At 70.8% G+C, this 22,008-nt stretch carries 20 protein-coding genes and 1 riboswitch; of the genes, 15 read left to right on the top strand and 5 right to left on the bottom strand.

The window, feature by feature from the left end; all coding sequences use genetic code 11:
• The first annotated feature begins 88 nt into the window (after nt 1-88).
• The 10 genes from clsA to ACL06G_RS18775 all read left to right on the top strand — a co-directional run bounded on the left by clsA (nt 89) and on the right by ACL06G_RS18775 (nt 10,273).
• Complete coding sequence (gene clsA, locus ACL06G_RS18820; protein WP_412836371.1) at nt 89-697, top strand: cardiolipin synthase ClsA; 609 nt, start codon at nt 89-91, stop codon at nt 695-697.
• Nucleotides 698-808: 111 nt separating this feature from the next.
• Complete coding sequence (locus ACL06G_RS18815; RefSeq protein WP_412836370.1) at nt 809-3,304, top strand: sugar phosphate nucleotidyltransferase; 2,496 nt, start codon at nt 809-811, stop codon at nt 3,302-3,304.
• Between the two features lie 101 nt (nt 3,305-3,405).
• The gene (locus ACL06G_RS18810; protein WP_412787454.1) at nt 3,406-4,302 is read left to right on the top strand and encodes a DUF881 domain-containing protein; all 897 of its coding nucleotides are present in this window, start codon (nt 3,406-3,408) and stop codon (nt 4,300-4,302) included.
• Nucleotides 4,299-4,631: a small basic family protein gene (locus ACL06G_RS18805; protein ID WP_412787455.1), complete on the top strand. Its 333-nt coding sequence runs from the start codon at nt 4,299-4,301 to the stop codon at nt 4,629-4,631. Before ACL06G_RS18810 ends, ACL06G_RS18805 begins: the two co-directional genes overlap by 4 nt.
• 5 nt (nt 4,632-4,636) lie before the next feature.
• A complete protein-coding gene (locus ACL06G_RS18800) occupies nt 4,637-5,716 on the top strand; it encodes a DUF881 domain-containing protein (protein ID WP_412787456.1) in 1,080 nt (359 codons plus the stop codon).
• Between the two features lie 46 nt (nt 5,717-5,762).
• The gene (locus tag ACL06G_RS18795; protein ID WP_412787457.1) at nt 5,763-6,650 is read left to right on the top strand and encodes an FHA domain-containing protein; all 888 of its coding nucleotides are present in this window, start codon (nt 5,763-5,765) and stop codon (nt 6,648-6,650) included.
• Nucleotides 6,651-6,678: 28 nt separating this feature from the next.
• Nucleotides 6,679-7,479, top strand: coding sequence for a transcriptional regulator FtsR (gene ftsR / locus ACL06G_RS18790; protein ID WP_412787458.1), 801 nt, complete (start codon nt 6,679-6,681; stop codon nt 7,477-7,479).
• A 9-nt stretch (nt 7,480-7,488) separates the two neighbouring features.
• A complete protein-coding gene (locus tag ACL06G_RS18785) occupies nt 7,489-7,962 on the top strand; it encodes a bifunctional nuclease family protein (protein ID WP_412787459.1) in 474 nt (157 codons plus the stop codon).
• 194 nt (nt 7,963-8,156) lie between these two features.
• The gene (locus ACL06G_RS18780; RefSeq protein WP_412787460.1) at nt 8,157-8,750 is read left to right on the top strand and encodes a MerR family transcriptional regulator; all 594 of its coding nucleotides are present in this window, start codon (nt 8,157-8,159) and stop codon (nt 8,748-8,750) included.
• A 32-nt stretch (nt 8,751-8,782) separates the two neighbouring features.
• The gene (locus ACL06G_RS18775; RefSeq protein ID WP_412787461.1) at nt 8,783-10,273 is read left to right on the top strand and encodes a DNA polymerase IV; all 1,491 of its coding nucleotides are present in this window, start codon (nt 8,783-8,785) and stop codon (nt 10,271-10,273) included.
• On the opposite strand, the gene ACL06G_RS18770 is transcribed toward ACL06G_RS18775, so the two are convergent.
• Entirely contained in the window at nt 10,183-10,566 is a 384-nt protein-coding gene (locus ACL06G_RS18770; protein WP_412787462.1) for a PRC-barrel domain-containing protein, read from the bottom strand. The two genes, ACL06G_RS18775 and ACL06G_RS18770, sit on opposite strands and share 91 nt — an antisense overlap.
• Nucleotides 10,567-10,695: 129 nt before the next feature.
• A riboswitch (glycine riboswitch) is annotated at nt 10,696-10,793 on the top strand.
• A 187-nt stretch (nt 10,794-10,980) separates the two neighbouring features.
• Here ACL06G_RS18770 and gcvP point away from each other — a divergent pair.
• The gene (gcvP, locus tag ACL06G_RS18765; RefSeq protein WP_412836369.1) at nt 10,981-13,866 is read left to right on the top strand and encodes an aminomethyl-transferring glycine dehydrogenase; all 2,886 of its coding nucleotides are present in this window, start codon (nt 10,981-10,983) and stop codon (nt 13,864-13,866) included.
• Between the two features lie 74 nt (nt 13,867-13,940).
• Here the strand turns inward: gcvP and ACL06G_RS18760 are convergent, their stop codons facing one another.
• Both ACL06G_RS18760 and ACL06G_RS18755 read right to left on the bottom strand, forming a co-directional pair.
• A complete protein-coding gene (locus ACL06G_RS18760; RefSeq protein ID WP_412787527.1) occupies nt 13,941-14,168 on the bottom strand; it encodes a DUF5999 family protein in 228 nt (75 codons plus the stop codon).
• A 158-nt stretch (nt 14,169-14,326) separates the two neighbouring features.
• A complete protein-coding gene (locus ACL06G_RS18755) occupies nt 14,327-14,917 on the bottom strand; it encodes a hypothetical protein (protein WP_412787464.1) in 591 nt (196 codons plus the stop codon).
• Between the two features lie 485 nt (nt 14,918-15,402).
• On the opposite strand from ACL06G_RS18755, the gene ACL06G_RS18750 reads away from it, so the two are divergent.
• Both ACL06G_RS18750 and ACL06G_RS18745 read left to right on the top strand, forming a co-directional pair.
• The gene (locus tag ACL06G_RS18750) at nt 15,403-16,899 is read left to right on the top strand and encodes a glutamate-cysteine ligase family protein (protein WP_412787465.1); all 1,497 of its coding nucleotides are present in this window, start codon (nt 15,403-15,405) and stop codon (nt 16,897-16,899) included.
• A gap of 249 nt (nt 16,900-17,148) precedes the next feature.
• Nucleotides 17,149-17,892, top strand: a complete 744-nt coding sequence (locus ACL06G_RS18745; protein ID WP_412836373.1) for a CPBP family intramembrane glutamic endopeptidase — start codon at nt 17,149-17,151, stop codon at nt 17,890-17,892.
• A 22-nt stretch (nt 17,893-17,914) separates the two neighbouring features.
• Here the strand turns inward: ACL06G_RS18745 and ACL06G_RS18740 are convergent, their stop codons facing one another.
• Complete coding sequence (locus ACL06G_RS18740) at nt 17,915-18,733, bottom strand: PhzF family phenazine biosynthesis protein (protein WP_412787466.1); 819 nt, start codon at nt 18,731-18,733, stop codon at nt 17,915-17,917.
• A gap of 94 nt (nt 18,734-18,827) precedes the next feature.
• Between ACL06G_RS18740 and ACL06G_RS18735 the strand changes: the two genes are divergently transcribed.
• Entirely contained in the window at nt 18,828-19,850 is a 1,023-nt protein-coding gene (locus ACL06G_RS18735) for an EamA family transporter (RefSeq protein ID WP_412787467.1), read from the top strand.
• Between the two features lie 64 nt (nt 19,851-19,914).
• Here ACL06G_RS18735 and ACL06G_RS18730 read toward each other — a convergent pair whose 3' ends face one another.
• Nucleotides 19,915-20,598 carry a pyridoxamine 5'-phosphate oxidase family protein gene (locus tag ACL06G_RS18730; protein WP_412787468.1) on the bottom strand — a complete coding sequence of 228 codons (684 nt, stop codon included), beginning with the start codon at nt 20,596-20,598 and terminating at the stop codon, nt 19,915-19,917.
• Between the two features lie 46 nt (nt 20,599-20,644).
• Between ACL06G_RS18730 and ACL06G_RS18725 the strand changes: the two genes are divergently transcribed.
• Nucleotides 20,645-21,976 (top strand): aminotransferase class I/II-fold pyridoxal phosphate-dependent enzyme, encoded by a 1,332-nt coding sequence (locus ACL06G_RS18725; RefSeq protein ID WP_412787469.1) that lies wholly within the window; start codon nt 20,645-20,647, stop codon nt 21,974-21,976.
• The last annotated feature ends 32 nt before the right edge of the window (nt 21,977-22,008 follow it).

Genomic DNA, 22,008 nt, shown 5'->3' with positions numbered 1-22,008 from the left:
TGTTGGTGCACCCCTGTGAATCCGCGTCCGATGGATGCCGGTATCGTCAAACCTGCACCATCGGCGTAGTCGCGAACGGGAGGCCCGGGTGGAGGCTCAGAAGGCGCGGATCCAGACGGACCGGGTCCTCACCATCCCCAACGTGCTGAGCATGGGCCGGCTCGTAGGCGTCCCGCTGTTCCTCTGGCTGATCCTCTGGCCGGAGTTCGGCGGCCCGGACGCCGACGGCTGGGCGCTGCTGGTGCTGGCTCTCAGCGGCGTCAGCGACTACCTCGACGGCAAGCTCGCCCGCAAGTGGAACCAGGTCAGCAGTCTCGGCCGGATCCTGGATCCGGCGGCCGACAGGCTGTACATCCTCTCCACGCTCGTGGGACTGACCTGGAGGGGCATTCTCCCGCTCTGGCTGTCCGGCGTCCTGCTCGCCCGCGAACTGTTGCTGCTGGTCATGGTGTGGATCCTCGACCGCCACGACTTCGCACCTCCGCAGGTGAACTATCTGGGGAAGGCCGCCACCTTCAACCTCATGTATGCGTTCCCGCTCCTGCTGCTCAGTGACGGAAGTGGATGGTTGGCGTCACTCTCTGCTATTTTCGGATGGGCGTTCGCCGGTTGGGGTACAGCGCTGTACTGGTGGGCCGGGATCCTGTATGTCGTCCAGGTCCGCCGCCTCATCAGAGCGAGCGTCGCAGTCGGCTGATCCCTTCTCTGCGGCGTCATCGCAACCCTGGCGTCCGTTCTGTGACAACCTGGGCCTTCTGGGGGGTGAAGCCGGTTCCACCGTCGTCTGCACGAGGAGGACGCTTCCCACATGAAGGCCGTCGTGATGGCAGGCGGCGAGGGCACCCGCCTTCGCCCGATGACCGCAAGCATGCCCAAACCGCTGCTTCCGGTGGCGAACCGCCCGATCATGGAACACGTTCTGCGGCTCCTCAAGCGCCATGGACTGACCGAGACCGTGGTGACGGTCCAGTTCCTCGCCTCTCTCGTGCGCAACTACTTCGGCGACGGCGAAGAGCTCGGAATGGAACTCACCTATGCCAACGAGGAGAAGCCGCTCGGCACGGCGGGCAGCGTGAAGAACGCCGAGGAGGCGTTGCGGGACGACGCCTTCCTGGTCATCTCCGGCGACGCCCTCACCGACTTCGACCTGACGGAACTTGTTTCGTTCCACCGCGAACGCGGCGCTCTCGTGACGGTCTGCCTCACCCGCGTCCCCAACCCTCTCGAATTCGGCATCACCATCGTCGACGAGGAGGGCAAGGTGGAACGCTTCCTCGAGAAGCCCACCTGGGGCCAGGTCTTCTCCGACACCGTCAACACCGGCATCTACGTGATGGAGCCCGAGGTCTTCGACTACGTCGACCCCGATGTGCCGGTCGACTGGTCCGGTGACGTCTTCCCCCAGCTGATGAAGGAGGGGAAGCCGATCTACGGTTACGTCGCCGAGGGCTACTGGGAGGATGTCGGCACGCACGAGTCCTACGCCCAGGCTCAGGCCGACGTGCTCGAGGGCAAGGTCGAGGTGGACATCGACGGGTTCGAGATTTCGCCCGGGGTCTGGGTGGCCGAAGGCGCCGAGGTCAGCCCCGACGCCGTGCTCCGCGGCCCGCTGTACATCGGGGACTACGCGAAGGTCGAAGCGGGCACCGAGATCCGCGAGCACACCGTGGTCGGCTCCAACGTCGTGATCAAGAGCGGCGCCTTTCTGCACCGGACCGTCGTCCACGACAACGTCTACATCGGGCAGCAGGCCAATCTGCGCGGCTGCGTCGTCGGTCGGAACACCGACGTGATGCGTGCGGCCCGCATCGAGGACAGCGCCGTCATCGGGGACGAGTGCCTCATCGGCGAGGAATCCGTGGTCCAGGGGAATGTCCGGGTCTACCCGTTCAAGACCGTCGAGGCCGGCGCCTTCGTCAACACCTCCGTCATCTGGGAGTCACGCGGCCAGGCCCATCTGTTCGGCGCCCGGGGCGTCAGCGGCATCCTCAATGTCGAGATCACCCCGGAGCTCGCCGTGCGGCTCGCCGGCGCCTATGCCACAACCCTCAAGAAGGGCTCGACCGTCACTACGGCACGCGACCACTCCCGGGGCGCCCGCGCACTGAAGCGGGCCATCATCTCCGCCCTGCAGGCCAGTGCGATCGACGTGCGGGACCTGGAGAACGCTCCGCTGCCCGTGGCCCGCCAGCAGACCGCACGCGGCAGCGCCGGCGGTATCATGATCCGTACGACCCAGGGCCTCCCCGACAACGTCGACATCATGTTCTTCGACGAGAGGGGAGCCGACCTCTCGCAGGCCGCCCAGCGCAAGCTCGACCGTGTCTACACGCGGCAGGAGTACCGCCGGGCCTTCCCCGGGGAGATCGGTGACCTGCGCTTCCCCGCGAGCGTTTTCGACAGCTACACCGGCTCACTGCTGCGAGCAGTCAACACCGAAGGCATCGCCGAGTCGGGTCTGAAGGTCGTCGTGGACGCCTCCAACGGAAGCTCCGGGCTGGTTCTGCCGAGCCTGCTGGGCAGGCTCGGAGTCGACGCCCTGACCATCAACCCGGGCCTCGACGAGGCCCGCCCCACCGAGACCGCCGACATCCGACGCTCCGGGCTGGTGCGCCTCGGCGAGATCGTCGCCTCCGCACGGGCCGCGTTCGGTGTCCGATTCGACCCCGTGGGTGAGCGGCTCTCCCTCGTCGACGAGCACGGCAGGATCGTCGAGGACCACCGTGCGCTTCTGGTCATGCTCGACCTTGTCGCCGCGGAGCGGCGCAGCGGCCGGATCGCGCTTCCCGTGACCACCACGCGCATCGCCGAGCAGGTCGCTGCCTACCACGGCACTCAGGTCGAATGGACCACCACGTCCCCGGACGACCTCACACGCGTCGGCAGGGAGGACGACACCGTCTTCGGCGGTGACGGCAACGGCGGTTTCGTCATCCCCGAAGCGAGCTCCGTGTTCGACGGCACCGCAGCGTTCGTGCGTCTCCTGGGTCTCGTGGCCCGGACCCGGCTCACCCTCAGCCAGATCGACGCCCGCATTCCGCAGGCACACGTGCTGCGGAAGTCCGTCACCACCCCGTGGGCCGTCAAGGGATCCGTCATGCGGCGCGTCGTCGAAGCCGCCGGCGACCGCGATGTCGACACCACGGACGGCGTCCGCATCGTCGAGTCCGACGGCCGCTGGGTCATGGTCCTCCCCGACCCGGCAGAGGCCGTCACCCACTTGTGGGCCGAGGGCCCCGACGACACCTCCGCCCAGGAGCTGCTGGACGAGTGGACGGACGTCGTGGACGGCCTCGGGGACTGATCCGCTTCCGCGGAGCCCTCCCCGGGGCGTGAAGTGGCCGGAACGGCCCTTGGGGAGGGCCCGTTCGGTGCAACGGGAGCCGACGTGCGACGATGTGCGGCATGTCGCAGCAGCCCCCCGGACGGAGTACCACACCGTCGCGGCCTGCACGACCCGACGAGTCCATGTCGCTCCTGACCAACGTGATGGAGCACAGCCTCGACGACGGCTACGCCGAGGTCGCCGCACGCGACGGGGTCGAAGGCCCGCACGGCCTGCCCCGCAGCCTCCGCGGGCGGCTCTGGCTCGCCTCGGGGGTCGTGCTCGCCGCTCTCGTCGTCACCGTGGGGGCAGTGCAGGCCAGGGTCGACGCGCCCACCCTGGCCAGGGAACGTCAGGAATTGATCGACCGGGTCGACGAGGGCACCGCCACGGCGAACACCCTGCAGAAGCAGGTGGAGACCCTCCGGAACCGGGTCGGGGAGATGCAGCGACGCGCCTTGGAGAAGCACGGCGGCGACACGGCGGAGAAGGTCACGCTCCTCGCCGGAGCCGTCCCCGTCGAGGGGCCCGGCCTCAATCTGACCGTCGACGACGCGAAGGGAACGGAAGGGGGCGGTGACGGGCCGCGTCGGAGCAACGGATTCTCCGACACCGGCCGCGTACGGGACCGTGACATGCAGCGTGTCGTCAACGGGCTCTGGAGCTCCGGAGCCGAAGCCGTCTCCGTCAACGGGCAGCGTCTCACCGCCCTGTCGGCCATCAGAGCCGCGGGGGACGCCATACTCGTGGACAACAAGCCGCTGGCGCCTCCCTACACGATCCTTGCGGTGGGTGACGGGGAGCAGTTCGGCACGCGGTTCCGGGACAGTGTGGACGGCAGGTACCTGCAGGTGCTGAAGGAGAACTACGGCATCCGCTACCAGATCAACGTGCAGGACCGGGTCCGGCTCCCGGCCGCCGGCCTGATCGTTCGAACAGCAGAGCCGGTGAAGACAGGAAAGGGCAACACATCGTGATCGCCGTACTGGGCCTCGTCGTCGGAGTCGTGGCCGGATTCTTCGTTCGGCCGGTGGTGCCGACGGTGGTCGAGCCCTACCTGCCGATCGCTGTGGTCGCGGCCTTGGACGCGGTGTTCGGCGGTTTGCGGGCGATGCTCGACGGGATCTTCAACGACAAGGTGTTCGTCGTGTCGTTCCTGTCCAACGTGGTGGTTGCCGCGCTCATCGTGTACCTGGGGGACAAGTTGGGTGTGGGCGCTCAACTCTCCACGGGCGTCGTCGTCGTGCTGGGCATCCGCATCTTCTCCAACGCCGCCGCGATCCGGCGCCACCTGTTCCGGGCGTGAGACGCATGAGCGACGAGAACCACGACGACCCGGCGCGGCCCCCGAAGGTCACCGGCAGAGAGCTCCCCCCGGAACAGCCGGCGGCCGAACCCCCGGCCGCGGAGCCTGCATCGGAACCGACGTCCCCGCGGGAGGTGGCGTCCGGCGGGGGACGGGACGACTCGTCCTCCGCACCGGAGGCCGGGAAGCCCCACACCGCACCGCCCGGTGGTGGCCGCCCCCGGCGCGCGGACAGCACGGAAGGGGCCGATTCCCCGGCTCCGGCCTCCGGCGACGGCGCATCCGGCGAGTCCTCCGCCCCCCAGGGGCCGACGGCGGAGCCGGAGCCCTCCGCAGGAGGATCCGGCCCGGCCGTCCCCACCGGCCGTCGGCGCCTTGCGATCGCACTGTGGCCGCCGCGGATCACACGGGCCCAACTCATCGCCGCGGTGCTGCTCTTCGTACTCGGTCTCGGGCTGGCGATCCAGGTCCGCAGCACCAGCGAGAGCAGTCCGCTCCGCGGAGCACGCCAGGAGGACCTGGTGCGCATCCTCGACGAACTGGACGACCGCACCGCCCGCCTGCAGGAGGAGAAGCAGCGCCTGGAGACCCAGCGCCGAGAACTGGAGAGCAGCTCCGACCAGGCCGAGGAGGCTCGGCGGCAGACCCGGCAGAAGAAGCAGCAACTCGGCATCCTGGCGGGGACGGTGGCCGCCCAGGGGCCGGGCCTGCGCCTGACCGTCTCCGACCCGTCCGGGGCGGTGGACGCCGACATGCTGCTGGACACCATCCAGGAGCTGCGGGCGGCAGGTGCGGAGGCCATCCAGGTGAACGATGTACGTGTCGTCGCCGGCACCTACTTCACCGGCGGCCCCGGGGACGTGCGGATCGACGGCGAGAAGGTCCGCGCTCCGTACACCTTCCTGGTGATCGGCGAGCCGCAGGACCTCGAGCCCGCCCTGAACATTCCGGGAGGCGTGATCCAGACCCTGGAGAAGGATCAGGCAGGCGTCGACGTCGTCCGCGAGAAGAAGATCGTCGTGGACGCCTTGCGTAGAGCGGAGACGCCTGACTACGCTCGGTCATCCCAGCAAGGTGGGCGATGAGGCGTGAAGAGGGTCGGCGGCGTACCGGGAGGCGGCGTCGGGGAGAATGTGCCCAGGTGGTGAGGGGCGGTACGGCGGTACGCCTCGCCACCGGCGAGAACATCGAGGTTCTGTCCTGCCCCACGGGCGGGTCTGTTGCGTACGAGGGGAATCGCCCGTGAGTTTCTTTTCCAGGTTGTTCGGCAAGGGCCGCAAGGACGGCAACGGCGATGCCCGGGGCCGGGCCGGCCACCGGGACGGCGGTGCCGCACCCCAGGACCGCCCGATGTTCCGGGACGAGGTCGCTGCTCCGACCGGCGGTAGTTCTGCCGGCGTCGGCCGGGTTTCTGTTGACCCCGGTACTGCCACGAGCATAGGTTCCACAGATCCGTCAACCTCACCAACGGGTGGAGGATCTGCCTTGCCGGTCTGTTCGAGGTGCGGCACACGTGCCGCGGAGGAGAGCCGTTTCTGTTCCCACTGCGGCGCGCCGCTCCGGGGGAACGTGCCTCCGCCCGAGGCTCCCTCGGAGACGACTTCGACGATCTCCATCTCCGGCCTCGAGGCCTACGACTCCGAGGCGACCGGGCAGCATGTCGCGCCGCTGCCTCCGGAGGCGCAGGCCGCCGTCGACGCCCTGCCGCTGGGTTCCGCGCTGCTCGTGGTGCGCCGCGGGCCCAACTCCGGCGCCCGGTTCCTGCTCGACGGGGACCTGACGACGGCGGGCCGTCACCCCGAGAGCGACATCTTCCTCGACGACGTCACGGTTTCCCGGCGCCACGTGGAATTCCACCGCGGCCCGGACGGTGTCTTCACGGTCTCCGATGTGGGAAGCCTGAACGGTACCTACGTCAACCGTGAGCGCATCGAGAGCGGCGTCCCGCTCGCGAACGGTGACGAAGTACAGATCGGCAAGTACCGGCTGGTGTTCTTCGCCAGCCCCCGCAGCGTCTGACCACCCGGGGCCGACCCCAGGGAGATCGATGCCGTACACACCGGGCGGCGGCGCCCCCACGGGTGCCGCCACCAGGGAGCCTCAGGGCGCATGCGCGGGCCACGGCACCGCAAGCATCGGCGCCGTGGTCGCAGAGCTGAGGAAGGAGTTCCCGGAGGTCACCGTCTCCGTGGTGCGATTCCTGGAGGTGGAGGGCCTGGTCCGTCCGGCCCGCTCGGCCTCGGGTCACCGCAGGTTCCGGGGCGAGGACGTGTTGCGCCTCCGCCGGGTGCTGCGGCTCCGGCGTGACCACTGCCTGTCCCTGCGTGCGGTCCGCGAGCGGCTCGACGCGGAGGAACCGTTCCAGGACGCGGTGGCTCCTGCCGCCCCGCCCGCGGAGTCCGGGCCGGTACGCGCCGGCCGGCGGCGTCTTCTGTCCGCCGCAGGCGCCGGCGAGGAGGAGTGGGCCGACTGGGAGGCGTACGGGCTGGTGAACGCCGATGTCTCCGGGGCGTACGACGTGGCACAGGTCGGCGTCGCCCGCATGCTTGCCGAGCTGGGGCGCCACGGCCTGGAACCCCGCCACCTGCGCGCCGTGAAGGTCGCAGCGGACCGGTCGGCCGGTCTGGTCGAGCAGGTCGTGGCGCCATTGCGGGCGCATCCGGATCCGCGCACCCGGGAGTACGCAGAGGCGACGGCACGGGACCTCGTCCGCCTCACCGCACGGCTCCACGACGCCTATCTCAGGTCCGCGCTCGAGTCCCGGGACCGTGGAATCGGGGGCCGCAGGCCCCCGGATGCCCGTGCCGAATCGGTTCCCGACTATCCAAACGGGCCGGGCACGTCCTAGGGTTGCTGTGTGAACGAGCTCGACGTTGTGGGTGTCCGGGTCGAAATGCCCTCCAATCAACCGATCGTTCTCCTGCGCGAGGTGGGAGGCGACCGGTACCTTCCCATTTGGATCGGCCCCGGGGAGGCGACGGCGATCGCCTTCGCACAGCAGGGCATGACGCCTGCGCGCCCACTGACCCACGACCTGTTCAAGGACGTGCTCGACGCCGTCGGGCAGGAGCTGTCCGCCGTGCGGATCACCGATCTGCGCGAGGGTGTCTTCTACGCGGAGCTGGTCTTCGCCAGCGGCGTCGAGGTGAGTGCGCGGCCCTCCGACGCCATCGCGCTCGCCCTGCGGACCGGTACCCCGATCTACGGAAGCGACGGCGTGCTGGACGACGCCGGGATCGCCATCCCGGACGAGCAGGAGGACGAAGTGGAGAAGTTCCGCGAGTTCCTCGACCAGATCTCGCCCGAGGATTTCGGGACCAGCAGCCAGTGACCGCACCCGCCGGGAGAGTGTCCCGGCGCTGGGAGAGCACGGATGTGTCCCCCACGGCCCGGATCCGCAAACCACTCGTCCGGTGAAGATCACCCGGCGTGCCGAGTGTGGCGATCGTTGACGCACCCCGAGTGACTGCCTACCTTCAAGTGGGCATCTTCCGGGGCCCGGAGTGCGAAGGGACGGAGGTCGGCGTGAGAAGCACCGGCGACGGCGTTGCGGCGGGCGACCCCCCTCCGGCGGCGGGAATCGCGCCCCGGGCCCCGTCCGCGCCGCCTCCCCGCGCCAGTGGCGCGGACACCCTCGGATACCGGGGCCCCACCGCCTGCTCGGCCGCCGGTATCACCTACCGGCAGCTCGACTACTGGGCCCGGACCGGTCTCGTCGAACCCAGCGTGCGGACGGCCTACGGCTCGGGCAGTCTGCGCCTCTACAGTTTCCACGACGTCGTCGTCCTGAAGATCGTCAAGCGCCTGCTGGACACCGGCGTCTCCCTGCAGAACATTCGCACCGCCGTCCGGCACCTGCGGGCCCACGACGGGAACGACCTCGCCCGAATGACGCTGATGAGCGACGGAGCCACGGTCCACGAGTGCGCCACGCCCGAGGACGTCGTCGAGCTCCTCCAGGAGGGCCAGGGCGTGTTCGGCATCGCCGTCGGTGTGGTGTGGAAGGACGTGCAGGGAGCGCTCTCCCAGCTCCACGCGGAACGTGTGGACACCGGGGAGACCGTCGTTGCGCACCACCCCGAGGACGAGCTGGCCCGCCGGCGCAACCGCGCCGGCTGAGACCGTCACACCTCTGAGGCAGTATCGGGGGTGTGAGAGTCGCACCGACGGTTCTGCACCTCGACATGGATGCGTTCTTCGCCGCAGTGGAGCAGGCGTCGAAGCCCAGCCTGCGCGGAAAGCCCGTGATCGTGGGTGGTCTGGGGCCGCGCGGAGTCGTGGCGACTGCTTCCTACGAAGCCCGCCGATTCGGCGTCCATTCGGCCATGCCCATGGCCCAGGCCCGCCGGCGCTGCCCGAACGCCGCCTGCCTGACGCCGCGGTTCGCCCTCTATCGGCAGGTCAGCGAGCAGGTGATGGCACTGCTCACGGAGCTTTCCCCGCTCGTCGAGCCACTGAGCCTGGACGAGGCATTCGTCGACCTCGAAGCAGGCGGAGTGCCTGCCGACGCGCGGGCGGCGCGCCGGGTCGGTGAGCGGCTGCGGCGCGCCATCACCTCGGTCACGGGGCTCAGCGGCTCCGTGGGGCTCGCCGGCTCCAAACTCCTGGCGAAGATCGCATCGGAGCGGGCCAAACCCGACGGACTGGTCGTCGTCCCGCCCGGCACCGAGCGGGAACTGCTGGCGCCCCTCCCCGTCCGCACTCTCCCCGGCGTCGGCCCCGCGACCGCGGAGGTGCTCCGCCGCGCCGGCATCGTCACCGTCGGCGACACGGCCGGGGCGGGAGAGGACGAGCTGCTGCGACTCCTGGGCAAGGCCCACGGGGCATCCCTCTTCGCCATGGCCAACGGCGACGACGAGCGGCCGGTCGTGGCAGAGCGGGACGCCAAGTCGGTATCCGTCGAGGACACCTACGACGTCGATCTCACCGACCGCATGCGCGTCCGGAACGAACTCGCGCGGCTCGCGGACCGCTGCGTGCGGCGGCTGCGGGACGCCGGCCGATCCGGACGCACCGTCGTGATCAAGGTACGGAGCCACGACTTCTCGACGCTGACACGATCCGAGACGCTGCGCGGTCCCACCGACGATCCCACCGTCGTCCGGGAGGCCGCGGATCGGCTGCTGGCAGGAGTGGACACCACGGCCGGGGTACGGCTGCTGGGAGTGGGAGTCAGCGGCCTCGCCGACTTCACCCAGGAGGATCTCTTCGCGCAGTCCGGCACCGACGACGCACGGCAGCCCCCCGAACCGGATCCCACCCCGGGGGCGCGCGCAGGTACAGCGGAGCAGGAAGCGGACACGCCGCGTCGATGGCTGCCGGGGCTGGACGTCCGGCACGCCGTCCACGGACCCGGCTGGGTCCAGGGCAGTGGGATCGGTCGCGTCACGGTGCGGTTCGAGGAGCCCGGCTCCCCTCCCGGGCGGGTGCGCACCTTCTCCGTCGACGACCCCGACCTGCGGCCCGCGACGGCGCCCCCACTGCTCCCCGGCAGGCCTGCCGCAGCGCACCCGTCGACGGGTCCGGCCCGCGCCGCACGCAGCGGACCGGCTCAGCCCTCCGGGCCGGCCAGCCGGCCGAAGTCACGGTCGGGCGGGGGAGGTGTGGACGAATCCCCGAACGCGGGCACGTCCAAGCCGTAGTGGCGGTACAGCTGGAGTTCCTGCTCCGGGGACAGGTGGCGCCCCACCCCGAAGTCCGGCGCATCCTTGATCAGGTTCCGCTCGAAGGGAACCCGCAGCACCTCGCCCTCCACACTGCTGGGTTCCAGCGGCACGAAGGCGTCACGGCTGAACAACCCCGTGCGTACGGCCGCCCACTCCGGTTCCCCGGTCGCGTCGTCGAGATACACCTCGTCGACGGTGCCGATCTTGACGCCGTCGCGGTCGAAGGCCTTGCGGCCGATCAGGCTTCGCGGATCGATGTCCGTCTGCACAGTGCCTCCAGCTTCTCGCCACTCCACAAGGCCCCCCTCCCACGATTGGCCACAACGCCCTGTCCGGCCACTCGGGCGCGAGGCCCCGTTCCCTCAGGAGCCTGCGCTGGTACCCTCTGAAGAGGCTGTCGACCCCGTACGGGAGAGTCCTCCGACGTCAGCGCCGGAGGCGCCGAAGGAGCAACTCCTCCCCGGAATCTCTCAGGCTCACGTACCGTACGGACGAGGTCACTCTGGAAAGCAGGGCGGGTGGCGGACGCAGCGCCGTGGCTCCCCCTCACCGACGGTGAAAACCGGGCGGCTCCCACCAGGGGCGGCCGGGCGAAGCTCTCAGGTTGCCATGACAGAGGGGGAGGCCGTCCGGGCACCGGCCGTGGTGCCCTCGCAGGTCGCTCGACCAGGAGGCCCCCGCAGATGACCGCCAACCGCATCTCGCTCGCCGAGCTCGAGCGTGGTACGCCCTTCGAGGACCGGCACGTCGGACCCGACCACGGCGACCAGGCCAAGATGCTCGCCCAGGTCGGCTACGGCTCGCTCGACGAGCTGACCGCCGCCGCCGTCCCCGACGTGATCAGGAGCACCGACTGGCTGCAGCTTCCCGGGGCGCGCACCGAGGCCGAAGTGCTCGACGAACTCCGCGGGCTGGCCCGGCGCAACACGGTCCTGCCGTCGATGATCGGCCTCGGCTACCACGGCACCTTCACGCCATCGGTCATCCTGCGCAACGTCATGGAGAACCCGGCCTGGTACACCGCCTACACGCCCTACCAGCCGGAGATCTCCCAGGGGCGCCTCGAGGCCCTCCTGAACTTCCAGACCGTGATCTCCGACCTGACCGGCCTTCCCACCTCGGGTGCCTCCCTGCTGGACGAGCCCACCGCCGCGGCGGAGGCGATGGCTCTCTCACGGCGTGTCGGCAAGGTCAAGCAGGGCGTCTACCTGGTCGATGCCGACTGCCTGCCGCAGACCGTCGCCGTCCTGCGCACCCGCGCCGAACCCACCGGGGTCGAGGTCGTCGTCGCCGACCTCGCCGACGGCATCCCCGCCGAGATCGCGGAACGGGGCGTCTTCGGCCTCCTCCTGCAGTACCCCGGCGCATCGGGCGTGGTCCGCGACCACCGCGCCGTCGTCGCGCAGGCCCACGAGCTCGGCGCGATCGTCACCGTCGCCGCCGACATCCTGGCCCTCACCCTCCTCACCTCGCCCGGGGAGCTCGGCGCGGACATCGCGGTCGGATCCAGCCAGCGTTTCGGTGTCCCGATGGGATTCGGCGGACCGCACGCCGGATACATGGCGGTGCGGGACACCTTCGCCCGCAGCCTGCCCGGGCGACTGGTGGGCGTCTCGAAGGACGCGGACGGGACCATGGCCTACCGTCTCGCCCTGCAGACCCGCGAACAGCACATTCGCCGCGAGAGGGCCACGAGCAACATCTGCACCGCGCAGGTCCTCCTCGCTGTGATGGCCGGCATGTACGCCGCCTACCACGGCCCGGACGGCCTCGCCGCCATCGCACGCCGCACCAACCGCTGTGCGACGATCCTCGCGCAGGGACTGCGCGACGGCGGTGTCGAGCTGCTGCACGACGCCTTCTTCGACACCCTCACGGCACGGGTGCCCGGTCGCGCCACCGACATCGTGCTCCGTGCACGGGAGGAGGGCGTCAACCTCCGCCGGGTGGATGCCGACCACGTGGGCATGACGTGCGACGAGACCACCGGCCGCGACCAGCTGGCCGCCGTGTGGAACGCCTTCGGGGTCGACGCCGATGTGGAGGCGCTCGACACCCGGGTCGAGGATGCGCTGCCCGCTGCCCTGCTGCGCACCGACGAGTACCTCACGCACCCGGTCTTCCACGAGCACCGCTCGGAGACGGCGATGCTGCGCTACCTCCGGCGCCTGGCCGACAGCGACTACGCGCTGGACCGCGGCATGATCCCGCTCGGTTCGTGCACGATGAAACTCAACGCCACCACCGAGATGGAAGCCGTCACCTGGCCGGAGTTCGGCGGACTGCACCCCTTCGCCCCCGTCGATCAGGCCGAGGGCTACCTGACGCTCATCCGGGAGCTGGAGCAGCGGCTCGCCGAGGTCACCGGCTACGACGAGGTCTCCCTGCAGCCCAACGCGGGTTCGCAGGGCGAACTCGCGGGTCTGCTGGCCGTGCGGGCCTATCACCGCGCGAACGGTGACGAGCAGCGCAACGTCTGCCTCATCCCGTCGTCCGCGCACGGCACGAACGCCGCGAGCGCGGTGATGGCCGGCATGAAGGTCGTCATCGTGAAGACCGGCGAGAGCGGCGACATCGCCTTGGACGACCTCCGGGACAAGATCGCGCAGCACGGGGACAGGCTGTCCGTGCTGATGGTCACCTACCCCTCGACGCACGGCGTGTTCGAGGAGGACATCTCCGAGGTGTGCGCGGCCGTGCACGACGCCGGCGGCCAGGTGTACGTCGACGGGGCCAACCTGAACGCCCTGCTGGGGCTCGCGCGGCCCGGCCGCTTCGGCGCCGACGTCTCGCACCTCAACCTCCACAAGACGTTCTGCATCCCGCACGGCGGCGGCGGTCCCGGCGTCGGTCCGGTCGGTGTCCGCGCCCACCTCGCCCCCTACCTGCCCAATCACCCGCTGCAGCCGGAGGCCGGTCCGGAGACCGGTATCGGCCCCGTCTCCGGTGCGCCGTGGGGATCCGCCGGAATCCTGCCGATTTCCTGGGCCTACATGCGTCTGATGGGCGGTGAGGGGCTGCGGCGCGCCACGCAGGTGGCGGTGCTCAGCGCGAACTACATCGCCAAGCGGCTCGAGCCGCACTTCCCGGTTCTGTACACCGGCCCCCACGGGCTGGTCGCGCACGAGTGCATCGTGGACGTCCGGCCGTTGACCAAGGCCACGGGCGTGAGCATCGACGACGTCGCCAAGCGGCTGATCGACTACGGGTTCCATGCTCCGACCATGTCGTTCCCGGTTGCGGGCACCCTGATGATCGAGCCCACGGAGAGCGAGGATCTCGCCGAGGTGGACCGCTTCTGCGAGGCGATGATCGCCATTCGTGCGGAGATCGAGAAGGTGTCCTCGGGGGAGTGGAGCGCGGAGGACAGCCCGCTCCGCAACGCACCGCACACCGCCGCCCAGCTGGCGCGTGAATGGGAGTTCCCCTACAGCCGGGAGGAAGCCGCGTTCCCGCAGAGCGTCCAGGCTGCCGGTAAGTACTGGCCGCCGGTGAGGCGCATCGACGGTGCTTTCGGCGACCGGAACCTGGTGTGCTCCTGCCCTCCGGTCGAGGAGTACGACAGCTGAGACTGACCGAGCCGAGCGTGTGACGGGGCCGGGCCCGGGGACGTCCCCCGGGCCCGGCCCCGCGTCGACGTTTCTCAGGCGGAGCCGACGACGCGGCCGGTTCCGGTCGGGCGGTGCGGCGCGATGACACCGCCGTCCGGCAGCAGTTCCCCGGTGTCCTCGAACAGCAGCACGCCGTTGCAGAGCAGACTCCAGCCCTGTTCGGGGTGGTGCGCGACGCGCAGTGCCGCCTCCCGGTCCGCCGAGTCGGCGGTCGGGCAGGGCGGCTGATGATGGCACGGCGTGCTCCGCTTCGGCGGAATCTCGAACGTCGTGCGGCTCGGTGCGACTTCCATGACCGTTCCCCGTCTCTTCTCGTGCCTGTCCCCAGTGTTCTCCTGCGGACGCCGACCCGCAGGGTTTTCGCGGCAGGACCCGTCGTGGGAAGAGACGCATCACCCTTTCGGGCGGTTTCGCCGGACTATGGGGTGGTGTGCAGCAGCGGGGTCGAGGTGAGCCGGCGGGTGAGAAGGGGCAGGAGTGCGTCCGCACGCCCCGGCCGGTGCGGCGCGATTCCGGGAGGAGCGGGAGCCAGCGGCACCAGCAGGTCCGCCGGATCGGGAACCCCCGTGTGGGGGTTCGCGTCGGGAACGCCGTGCAGCCACAGGGTCACCATGTACAGCTCCGGGACCGACAGCAGCCGCGGCTGATACGTGCCGGGGAGCGCCTCCGCCTGGCCGAGGGCGCGGAGCGTGGAAGTGACGTAGGGGCCCCCGCGGAAATGGGCGAACGCCCAGCCGCCGGGTGCCGGTACGACCTCCGCGGCGCTCACTGCGGGCGGCGCGGTCTCCGCTCCCGGCCCTTCGGCCCCGGTGGAGGGGGGTGCGAGGAGGAAGCGCCACCCGGTGAGACCGGTACGTGTGGGCCCCTGGCGGCTCACACCGGTGACCTCGTGGACGGGCAGGGCCGTCACGGGGTGCAGCCGAGGAGTGGAGCTGCCGGAACCGGCTTCCAGAGCTGCAAGGACGCTCTGCCGGGCGGTGGCCGGAGCCTGGGGAAAACGCAGGGGCATGAAGGGCCGCCTCTCACTTCGACAGGCACGGGGAGCGGGGGGCGGTACCGGCGGCCGACACCGGTCGGTACCGGAGAGTCGGCGTGCACGCACGTCCGGGTGGCCGGAACTGCCTGCCCCGCTGGAAAATCGTATACGACAGGTGTTTCCCTCGTGTTTCGCCTAGCAGGCGCACAGTGTTTCCGTAAGGTGAAATCGAGTCGTTTTACGAGGGTGTGTTGTTCCGGTATGCGCGACTACTCGGAGGCTCCGTCCGTCATTCCACGGAGACGATGGACGGCCGGTTCTCCTGTGGCCCTTTTCCGAGATGGCGGATGCGGCGGACGGGGCGGCATGCCGGAGGAATGTGCCGCTGGTTCCCCGACCGTTGACGGTAGCGGTTACCCGCCGGTCGCGGGAGGCGTGATGGATCACCGGGCTGGGCATCATTCCGTGACACACGTGCCCTCCCGCAGCACGGGCACCCGACCGAGAGGACTTCCGGGATGGGAGAGAAGGTCGCGGCCGACAGGTTCACACTGTCCGACCGGCTGCGCTACCGCCGGAAGCTGGTCCAGAACCTGGAGGCCCTGGAGCGGATGCTCGCCGAGGGGCGTTTCGACCGCCCCCGGAATCTCATGGGCCTGGAGATCGAACTCAACCTGGCAGATGCCGACGGCATGCCGCGTATGATGAACGCCGAAGTGCTCGAACGTATCGGGAGTCGCGATTTCCAGACGGAACTCGGGCAGTTCAACCTCGAGGCGAACATTGCGCCCCATCGCATGGCGGGCCGCGTCTTCGACCAACTCGCCGAAGAACTCCGCACCGCACTGGCATATGCAGACCGGCAGGCTCGCGAACTGTCGTCGCGCATCGTGATGATCGGCATTCTTCCCACGCTCACGAGCGAGGATCTGGTGTCCGCGAACCTCTCCGTCGCGGACCGTTACACCCTGCTGAACGACCAGATCATGGCAGCCAGAGGAGAGGATGTCGTTCTCGACATCGAGGGACCGGAGCGCCTTTCCTACACCTCCGACTCCATCGCCCCGGAGGCGGCCTGCACCTCCGTCCAACTCCACCTTCAGGTCACCCCGGAACGGTTCGCCGACGTCTGGAACGCCTCACAGGCGATCGCGGGCCCCCAGATCGCCCTGGGCGCGAACTCCCCCTTCGTCTTCGGACGCGAGGTGTGGCGCGAGGCCCGGCCTCCGCTGTTCCTCCAGGCCACCGACACCCGCCCGCCGGAGATTGCCGCGCAGGGCGTACGTCCCCGGACCTGGTTCGGGGAACGCTGGATCGGTTCCCCGCGCGACCTCTTCCGGGAGAACGTGAGGTACTTTCCCTCGCTGCTGCCGATGTGCGGGGAGGAGGACCCTCTCCGCCTCCTGGAGACCGGTGGAGTGCCGGAGTTGACCGAACTGGTCCTGCACAACGGCACCATCTACCGGTGGAACCGCCCGGTGTACGGAGTGGCGGACGGCGTCCCGCACCTGAGAGTGGAGAACCGGGTGCTGCCGGCAGGACCCACCGTCACCGATGTCCTCGCCAACGCAGCGCTCTACTACGGTCTCGTGCGTGCACTGGCCGACGAATCCCGCCCGGTCTGGACCCGGATGCCGTTCCAGGCGGCCCGGGCGAACTTCGAAGCCGCCTGCCGGGACGGCATCGAGGCGGAGGTCCACTGGCCCCGGCCCGGCCGGTCCGGCGGGACGGTCGCGCTGCCCGCGGTCCGGCTCATGCAGGAGGAGCTCCTGCCTCTCGCGGCAAAGGGTCTGGACGCCTGGGGCGTCGAGACGGCCGACCGGGACCGCTGCCTGTCGGTGATCGAGGAGCGGTGCCGGCACCGTGTGAACGGCGCGGCCTGGCAAACGGCCGCATACCACCGCGCGACGGAGTCCGGACTGGACCGGGAGAAGGCGCTCGCGGCCGTGACCCGGCGCTACTGCGACCTGGCCGCGACGGATGCCCCCGTCCACTCCTGGCCACCCGGCCCGTGACCCCGTCGTCCCCACCCGGCCCGTAACCCCGTCGTCCCCACCCGGCCCGTGACCCCGTCGTCCCCACCCGGCCCGTAACCCCGTCACCCGCCCCCCACGCGCGGTGCCCTCGGCGTGTGCGGCAAGCTGAGGGTCCGGCGCCGCCCCGGCGTGCGGGTTACCAGTGGGAACGGGAGGCGTGTGGTGCGTGCACGGACGAGCGGATCCCCGGATGCGTCGGCCTCCGGGGACGGCGGTCTCCCGACCGCACTGCTGCGCCGTGAAACGCTGCTCGTCCTGGCACTGTCGCTCGGGGCCAGCGCCCTGGCCGCGCTGATCAGTTTCGCAGGGTCACTGGCCGCTCCGGGAGGTCTGGCGGACCAGGCCGCCCGCCTGAACACCTCCGCCGCCCCCGACCGGCCGTGGCTGGACCTCGCCTGGCAGCTGTACGGCATCGCGACCGCCCTCGTGCCCGTCGCCCTCGTCGCCCACCTGCTGGGGCGCGAGGGCGCGGGCGGATTGCGTGCCCTCGGATGCGACCGGAAACACCCCGTCGCGGACCTCGCCCGAGGCGCCGCCGTGGCAGCCGGAATCGGCGGCACGGGCCTGCTCCTCTACCTGGGCGCCCGAGCGGCAGACGCCAACCTCACCGTGGTGCCCGAGAGCCTGCCGGACGTGTGGTGGCGCATCCCGGTACTCGTCGCCGCCGCCGTGCAGAACGCCGCGGTCGAGGAAGTCATCGTGGTCGGCTACCTGTTGCGCCGCCTGGACCAGACGGGATGGTCCCCCTGGGGCGCCCTCGCCGCCAGCGCACTGCTGCGTGGCACGTACCACCTCTACCAGGGCTTCGGCGGCTTCCTCGGGAACATGGCGATGGGCGTGGTCTTCGTCCTCCTGTACCGGCGGTGGCAGCGCGTCGGGCCGCTGCTGGCCGCCCATGCCCTGATCGACATCGTCGCCTTCGTGGGCTACGCCCTGCTGGCCGGCAGAGTCGGCTGGCTCCCCACCGGCTGACCGCGGCCGTGCGGCGCGGTGTTCATGGGCCGGTGAGGAGGGTCCCGTCGAGCACGGTCACCGCGGAACCGGTCAGGAGCGTGCGGTCGCCGCACAGCATGGTGCGCACCGAGCCCGAACGCGGCGAGACCTGCAGACCGAGGAGCTCGTCGCGGCCCAGCCGGGGCGACCACAGTGGTGCCAGGGCCGTGTGGGCGCTGCCCGTCACCGGGTCCTCGGGCACGCCGACCGCGGGGCCGAAGAAGCGCGAAACGAAGTCGTGGGCCTGCCCGGCCCGCGCGGGCGCGGTCACGATGACTCCGCGGTGGGGAAGCGCGCCGAGCAGAGTGAGGTCCGGGGCGAGCCCCCGCACGGTGTCCTCGTCGCCGGTCTCCACCAGCAGATCACCCACGTGCGGCCCGGTGTCGTAGGCGGCCGTGACCTCGCAGCCCAGTGCCCGAGCAAGCCCTCCGGGAACCGGGACCCGTGCCAGGGGTGCCGTGGGGAAGTCCAGGGTGATCCCCTCGTCCCCGCGCGTCCGGGCGGTGAGCACCCCGCTGCGGGTGCGGAAGCGTATGGTCCCCGCGGTGCGTCCCGTCGTCACCAGCACATGGGCCGTGGCGAGCGTCGCATGCCCGCACAGGTCGACCTCGCAGGCGGGGGTGAACCAGCGGAGCGCCCACTCCGCACCGGTGCCGGCCCCGGTCGGGTGGGTGAACGCCGTCTCGGACAGGTTCATCTCCGCGGCGATCCGCCGGAGGTGCTCCCGGTCGGGGAAGCCGGGGGTGTCCAGTACCACGACGGCTGCCGGGTTGCCGCGGTAGGGGCGGTCGGTGAAGGCGTCGACGATGCGGATTCTCATGCCCGACAGCGTAGAGAGGGATGGAGCGTCCCCGACCTCAGTGACAGGGGCGAAAAGAGGTGACGCTGCTGACCATGCGCGGCATGATGTGCCCATGCGCCAAGCCGCCACCCATGCCCCCGCCGCGTCCCGGACCCGGAGCACCGGACTGACCGTCGCGCTGCTCTCGGCCTTCGCCTTCGGCGGGTCCGGCCCGGCAGCCAAACCCCTGATCCAGGCGGGCCTCGACCCGCTGCACGTCACCTGGCTGCGGGTGGCCGGTGCCGCCGTCGTGATGCTCCCGCTCGCCTGGCGGCACCGTGGGCTGCTCCGCAGCCGGCCGGCACTGCTGGTGGGGTTCGGCCTGCTCGCCGTCGCCGGCGTGCAGGCCTGCTACTTCGCGGCGCTCTCCCGCATTCCGGTCGGTGTCGCACTGCTCATCGAGTACCTCGCCCCCGCGCTCGTCCTCGGATGGGTGCGCTTCGTGCAACGCAGGCCCGTGACGCGCTCGGCCGCCGTCGGCGTCGTCCTCGCGATCGTGGGACTCGGCTGCGTCGTCGAGATCTGGACGGGGATGGTGCTCGACCCGGTCGGTCTGCTGCTGGCGCTGGGGGCGGCGTGCTGCCAGGTGGGGTACTTCGTCCTGTCGGACCACGGTGCTGCCGACCGGCGCGGCAGGCCCCAGCCGGACCCGTACGGAGTCATCGCCTACGGCCTCCTCGTCGGTGCCCTCGTCCTCACCGTCGTGGCCCGCCCCTGGGCCATGGAATGGGGCGTGCTGGTGCGCCGGGCCGAGATGGACGGCACACCCGTGCCCGGGCTGCTGCTCCTGGCCTGGATCGTCCTTGCCGCCACTGTTGTCGCGTACATCACCGGTGTCGTGTCCGTACGGCTCCTCTCGCCCCAGGTGGCCGGTGTCGTGGCCTGTCTGGAGGCCGTCGTCGCCACGGTGCTCGCCTGGGTGCTGCTCGGCGAACACCTTTCCCTCCCTCAGGTGGCGGGTGGTGTGCTGGTGCTGACCGGGGCGCTGATCGCGCAACGCTCCACACCGGTGGGGGCGTCCCCGGAACCGGTGGCCGCGGGGGCCGGTCGGAGCGGAGCCCGATCCGGTGTCGCTTCCCGCTCACCCTTCTCGTGAGTGGCGCGGCGCCCGTTCGGTCCTGCGGGCCGTCGAGGGCGGTGCTCCGGTGCGGGGCCAGGGCTCAGAGCCGCCGGAGGTAGTCCGGAACCGGAACGCCGTCCGCGAGATCGGCCGCCGGCGCGGGCTCCCCGTAGCTGCTGTGCACCGGAACCACCCCGGCCCAGTACGGAAGTTCCGTGTCCCGATCGTCGTCGACGGGGTCGCCCGTCCGTACTTTCGCCGACACCTCCTCCAGGTCCACGGCCAGCACCGCGGTGGCGGCCGTCTCGCGGGTGTCCGCAGGGCGGCAGTCGGCCGCGCGCCCGGGCAGCAGGTTCTCCACCAGTGCGTCGAGTGCGGCGCTGTGCTCCACCGGGTCCGTGACCTGCCGGGCATTTCCGTGCACGACGACCGAGCGGTAGTTGACGGAGTGATGGAAGGCCGCCCGCGCCAGTACCAGGCCGTCGACGTGGGTGACCGTCAGGCAGACCGGGAGTGTGGGGTGTCCGGCGCTCCCGTCGCCCGCCGACCGCAGCGGACGGGACCCCGTCGAGCCGTGCACGTAGAGGCGTTCGCCCACCCGCGCGTACAGCGTCGGCAGGACGACGGGTGCGTGGTCCCGGACGAAACCGAGGTGGCAGAGGTACCCCGCGTCGAGGATTCCGTGCACGCGGTCGCGGTCGTAGGCCACCCGCTCCCGGGCGCGGGTGGCGGTCGTGCGTTCGGTGACGGGGTAGCGCGGAGCGGGGACGGGGCCGGTGGGCACGGCGATCACCCTTGCCTTTCGTTTGAACTAGTGCATAATATTGTTTGTGCTAGAAGATTATCGGATCGAAGGGCGCGGTGCAGCCGAGATCGCGGCCAGCGTCGAGCGGGGACTGGGTTCGGGCGCTCTGGAACCCGGGGACGCACTGCCACCGCTGAGGGAGTTGGCGGTGCGGCTGGGGGTCAACCCCAACACCGTCGCCGCCGCATACCGGTCGCTGCGGGACCGCGGCGTCATCGAAACGGCCGGGCGGCGCGGCAGCCGCATCCGGAGGCGTCCCGCGACCACACCGCGGGAGGAGCTTCGGGTGCGCGTCCCCGAGCACGCACGCGACCTCTCCACGGGCAACCCCGACCCTGCACTTCTTCCCCCGCTCGCCGGTGCACTGGCCGGGGCGGCCCGCCGGGCAGCCGCCGCACCGACTCTCTACGGCGCTCCCGCGGTATCCGCCGAACTCGCCCGCGAAGCACGTCACCGACTGACGGGGGACGGCGTGCCGGACGGGCCCGTAGCCGTCACCTCGGGATCGCTCGACGCCGTCGAACGCGTACTCGCGGCACACCTGAGGCCGGGAGACACCGTCGCGGTCGAGGATCCCGGCTGGGGGAGCCTGCTCGACCTCGTACCCGCCATGGGACTCCGGGTCGCCCCGGTGGCACTCGACGACGAGGGGCCGCTACCGGGCGCGGTCGACGCCGCCCTCGCCGCGGGAGCCCGCGCCCTGATCCTCACCGCCCGGGCCCAGAACCCCACCGGTGCCGCCGTGTCGGCCGCGAGAGCCGCCGCGCTGCGTTCCGTGCTCTCAGCACACCCGGACACGCTGCTCCTCGAGGACGACCACGGTCACGGCATCGTCGAGCAGCCGCTCCATCCGCTCTCCGGAACCGTGGCGCGATGGATCCTGGTGCGGTCCACCGCCAAGGCGTACGGCCCGGACCTGCGTCTCGCCGTCCTGACGGGCGACGCGCTCACGCTGGATCGTGTGCAGGGTCGCCAGCGTCTCGGCCCGGGATGGGTCAGCCACCTGCTGCAGGACGCCGTCGCACACCTGTGGGCCGAGGAGGGCGCGCTGCGCACGACCGCGGCCCGGTCCTACCGGGAGCGCAGGGAAGCGCTGCTGACCGCTCTGGCAGAACACGGCGTCGAGGGGCGGGGCGGGACGGGCATGAACGTCTGGGTGCCGGTGCCGGACGAGACCGGTGCGGTGGCACGTCTGCTCCAGGCAGGATGGGCCGCCGCACCGGGAGCCCGTTTCCGGGTCTCCTCCGAGCCGGCGATCCGCCTCACCGTCTCCCCGCTCGCACACCGTGAGATCCCCCGGGTTGCGCGCGCGGTGGCCGAGGCGCTCCGCCCGGACGAGGCCCGCCGCTACGACTGAGGCACGGAAGCCCTGCCGGCGGATACGCCGAA

This window comes from Streptomyces callyspongiae (assembly GCF_047200695.1).
In the GTDB taxonomy this organism is placed as follows: domain Bacteria; phylum Actinomycetota; class Actinomycetes; order Streptomycetales; family Streptomycetaceae; genus Streptomyces.
The sequence above is the reverse complement of the archived record's forward strand: the minus strand, read 5'-3'. Positions and strand labels throughout refer to the sequence as shown.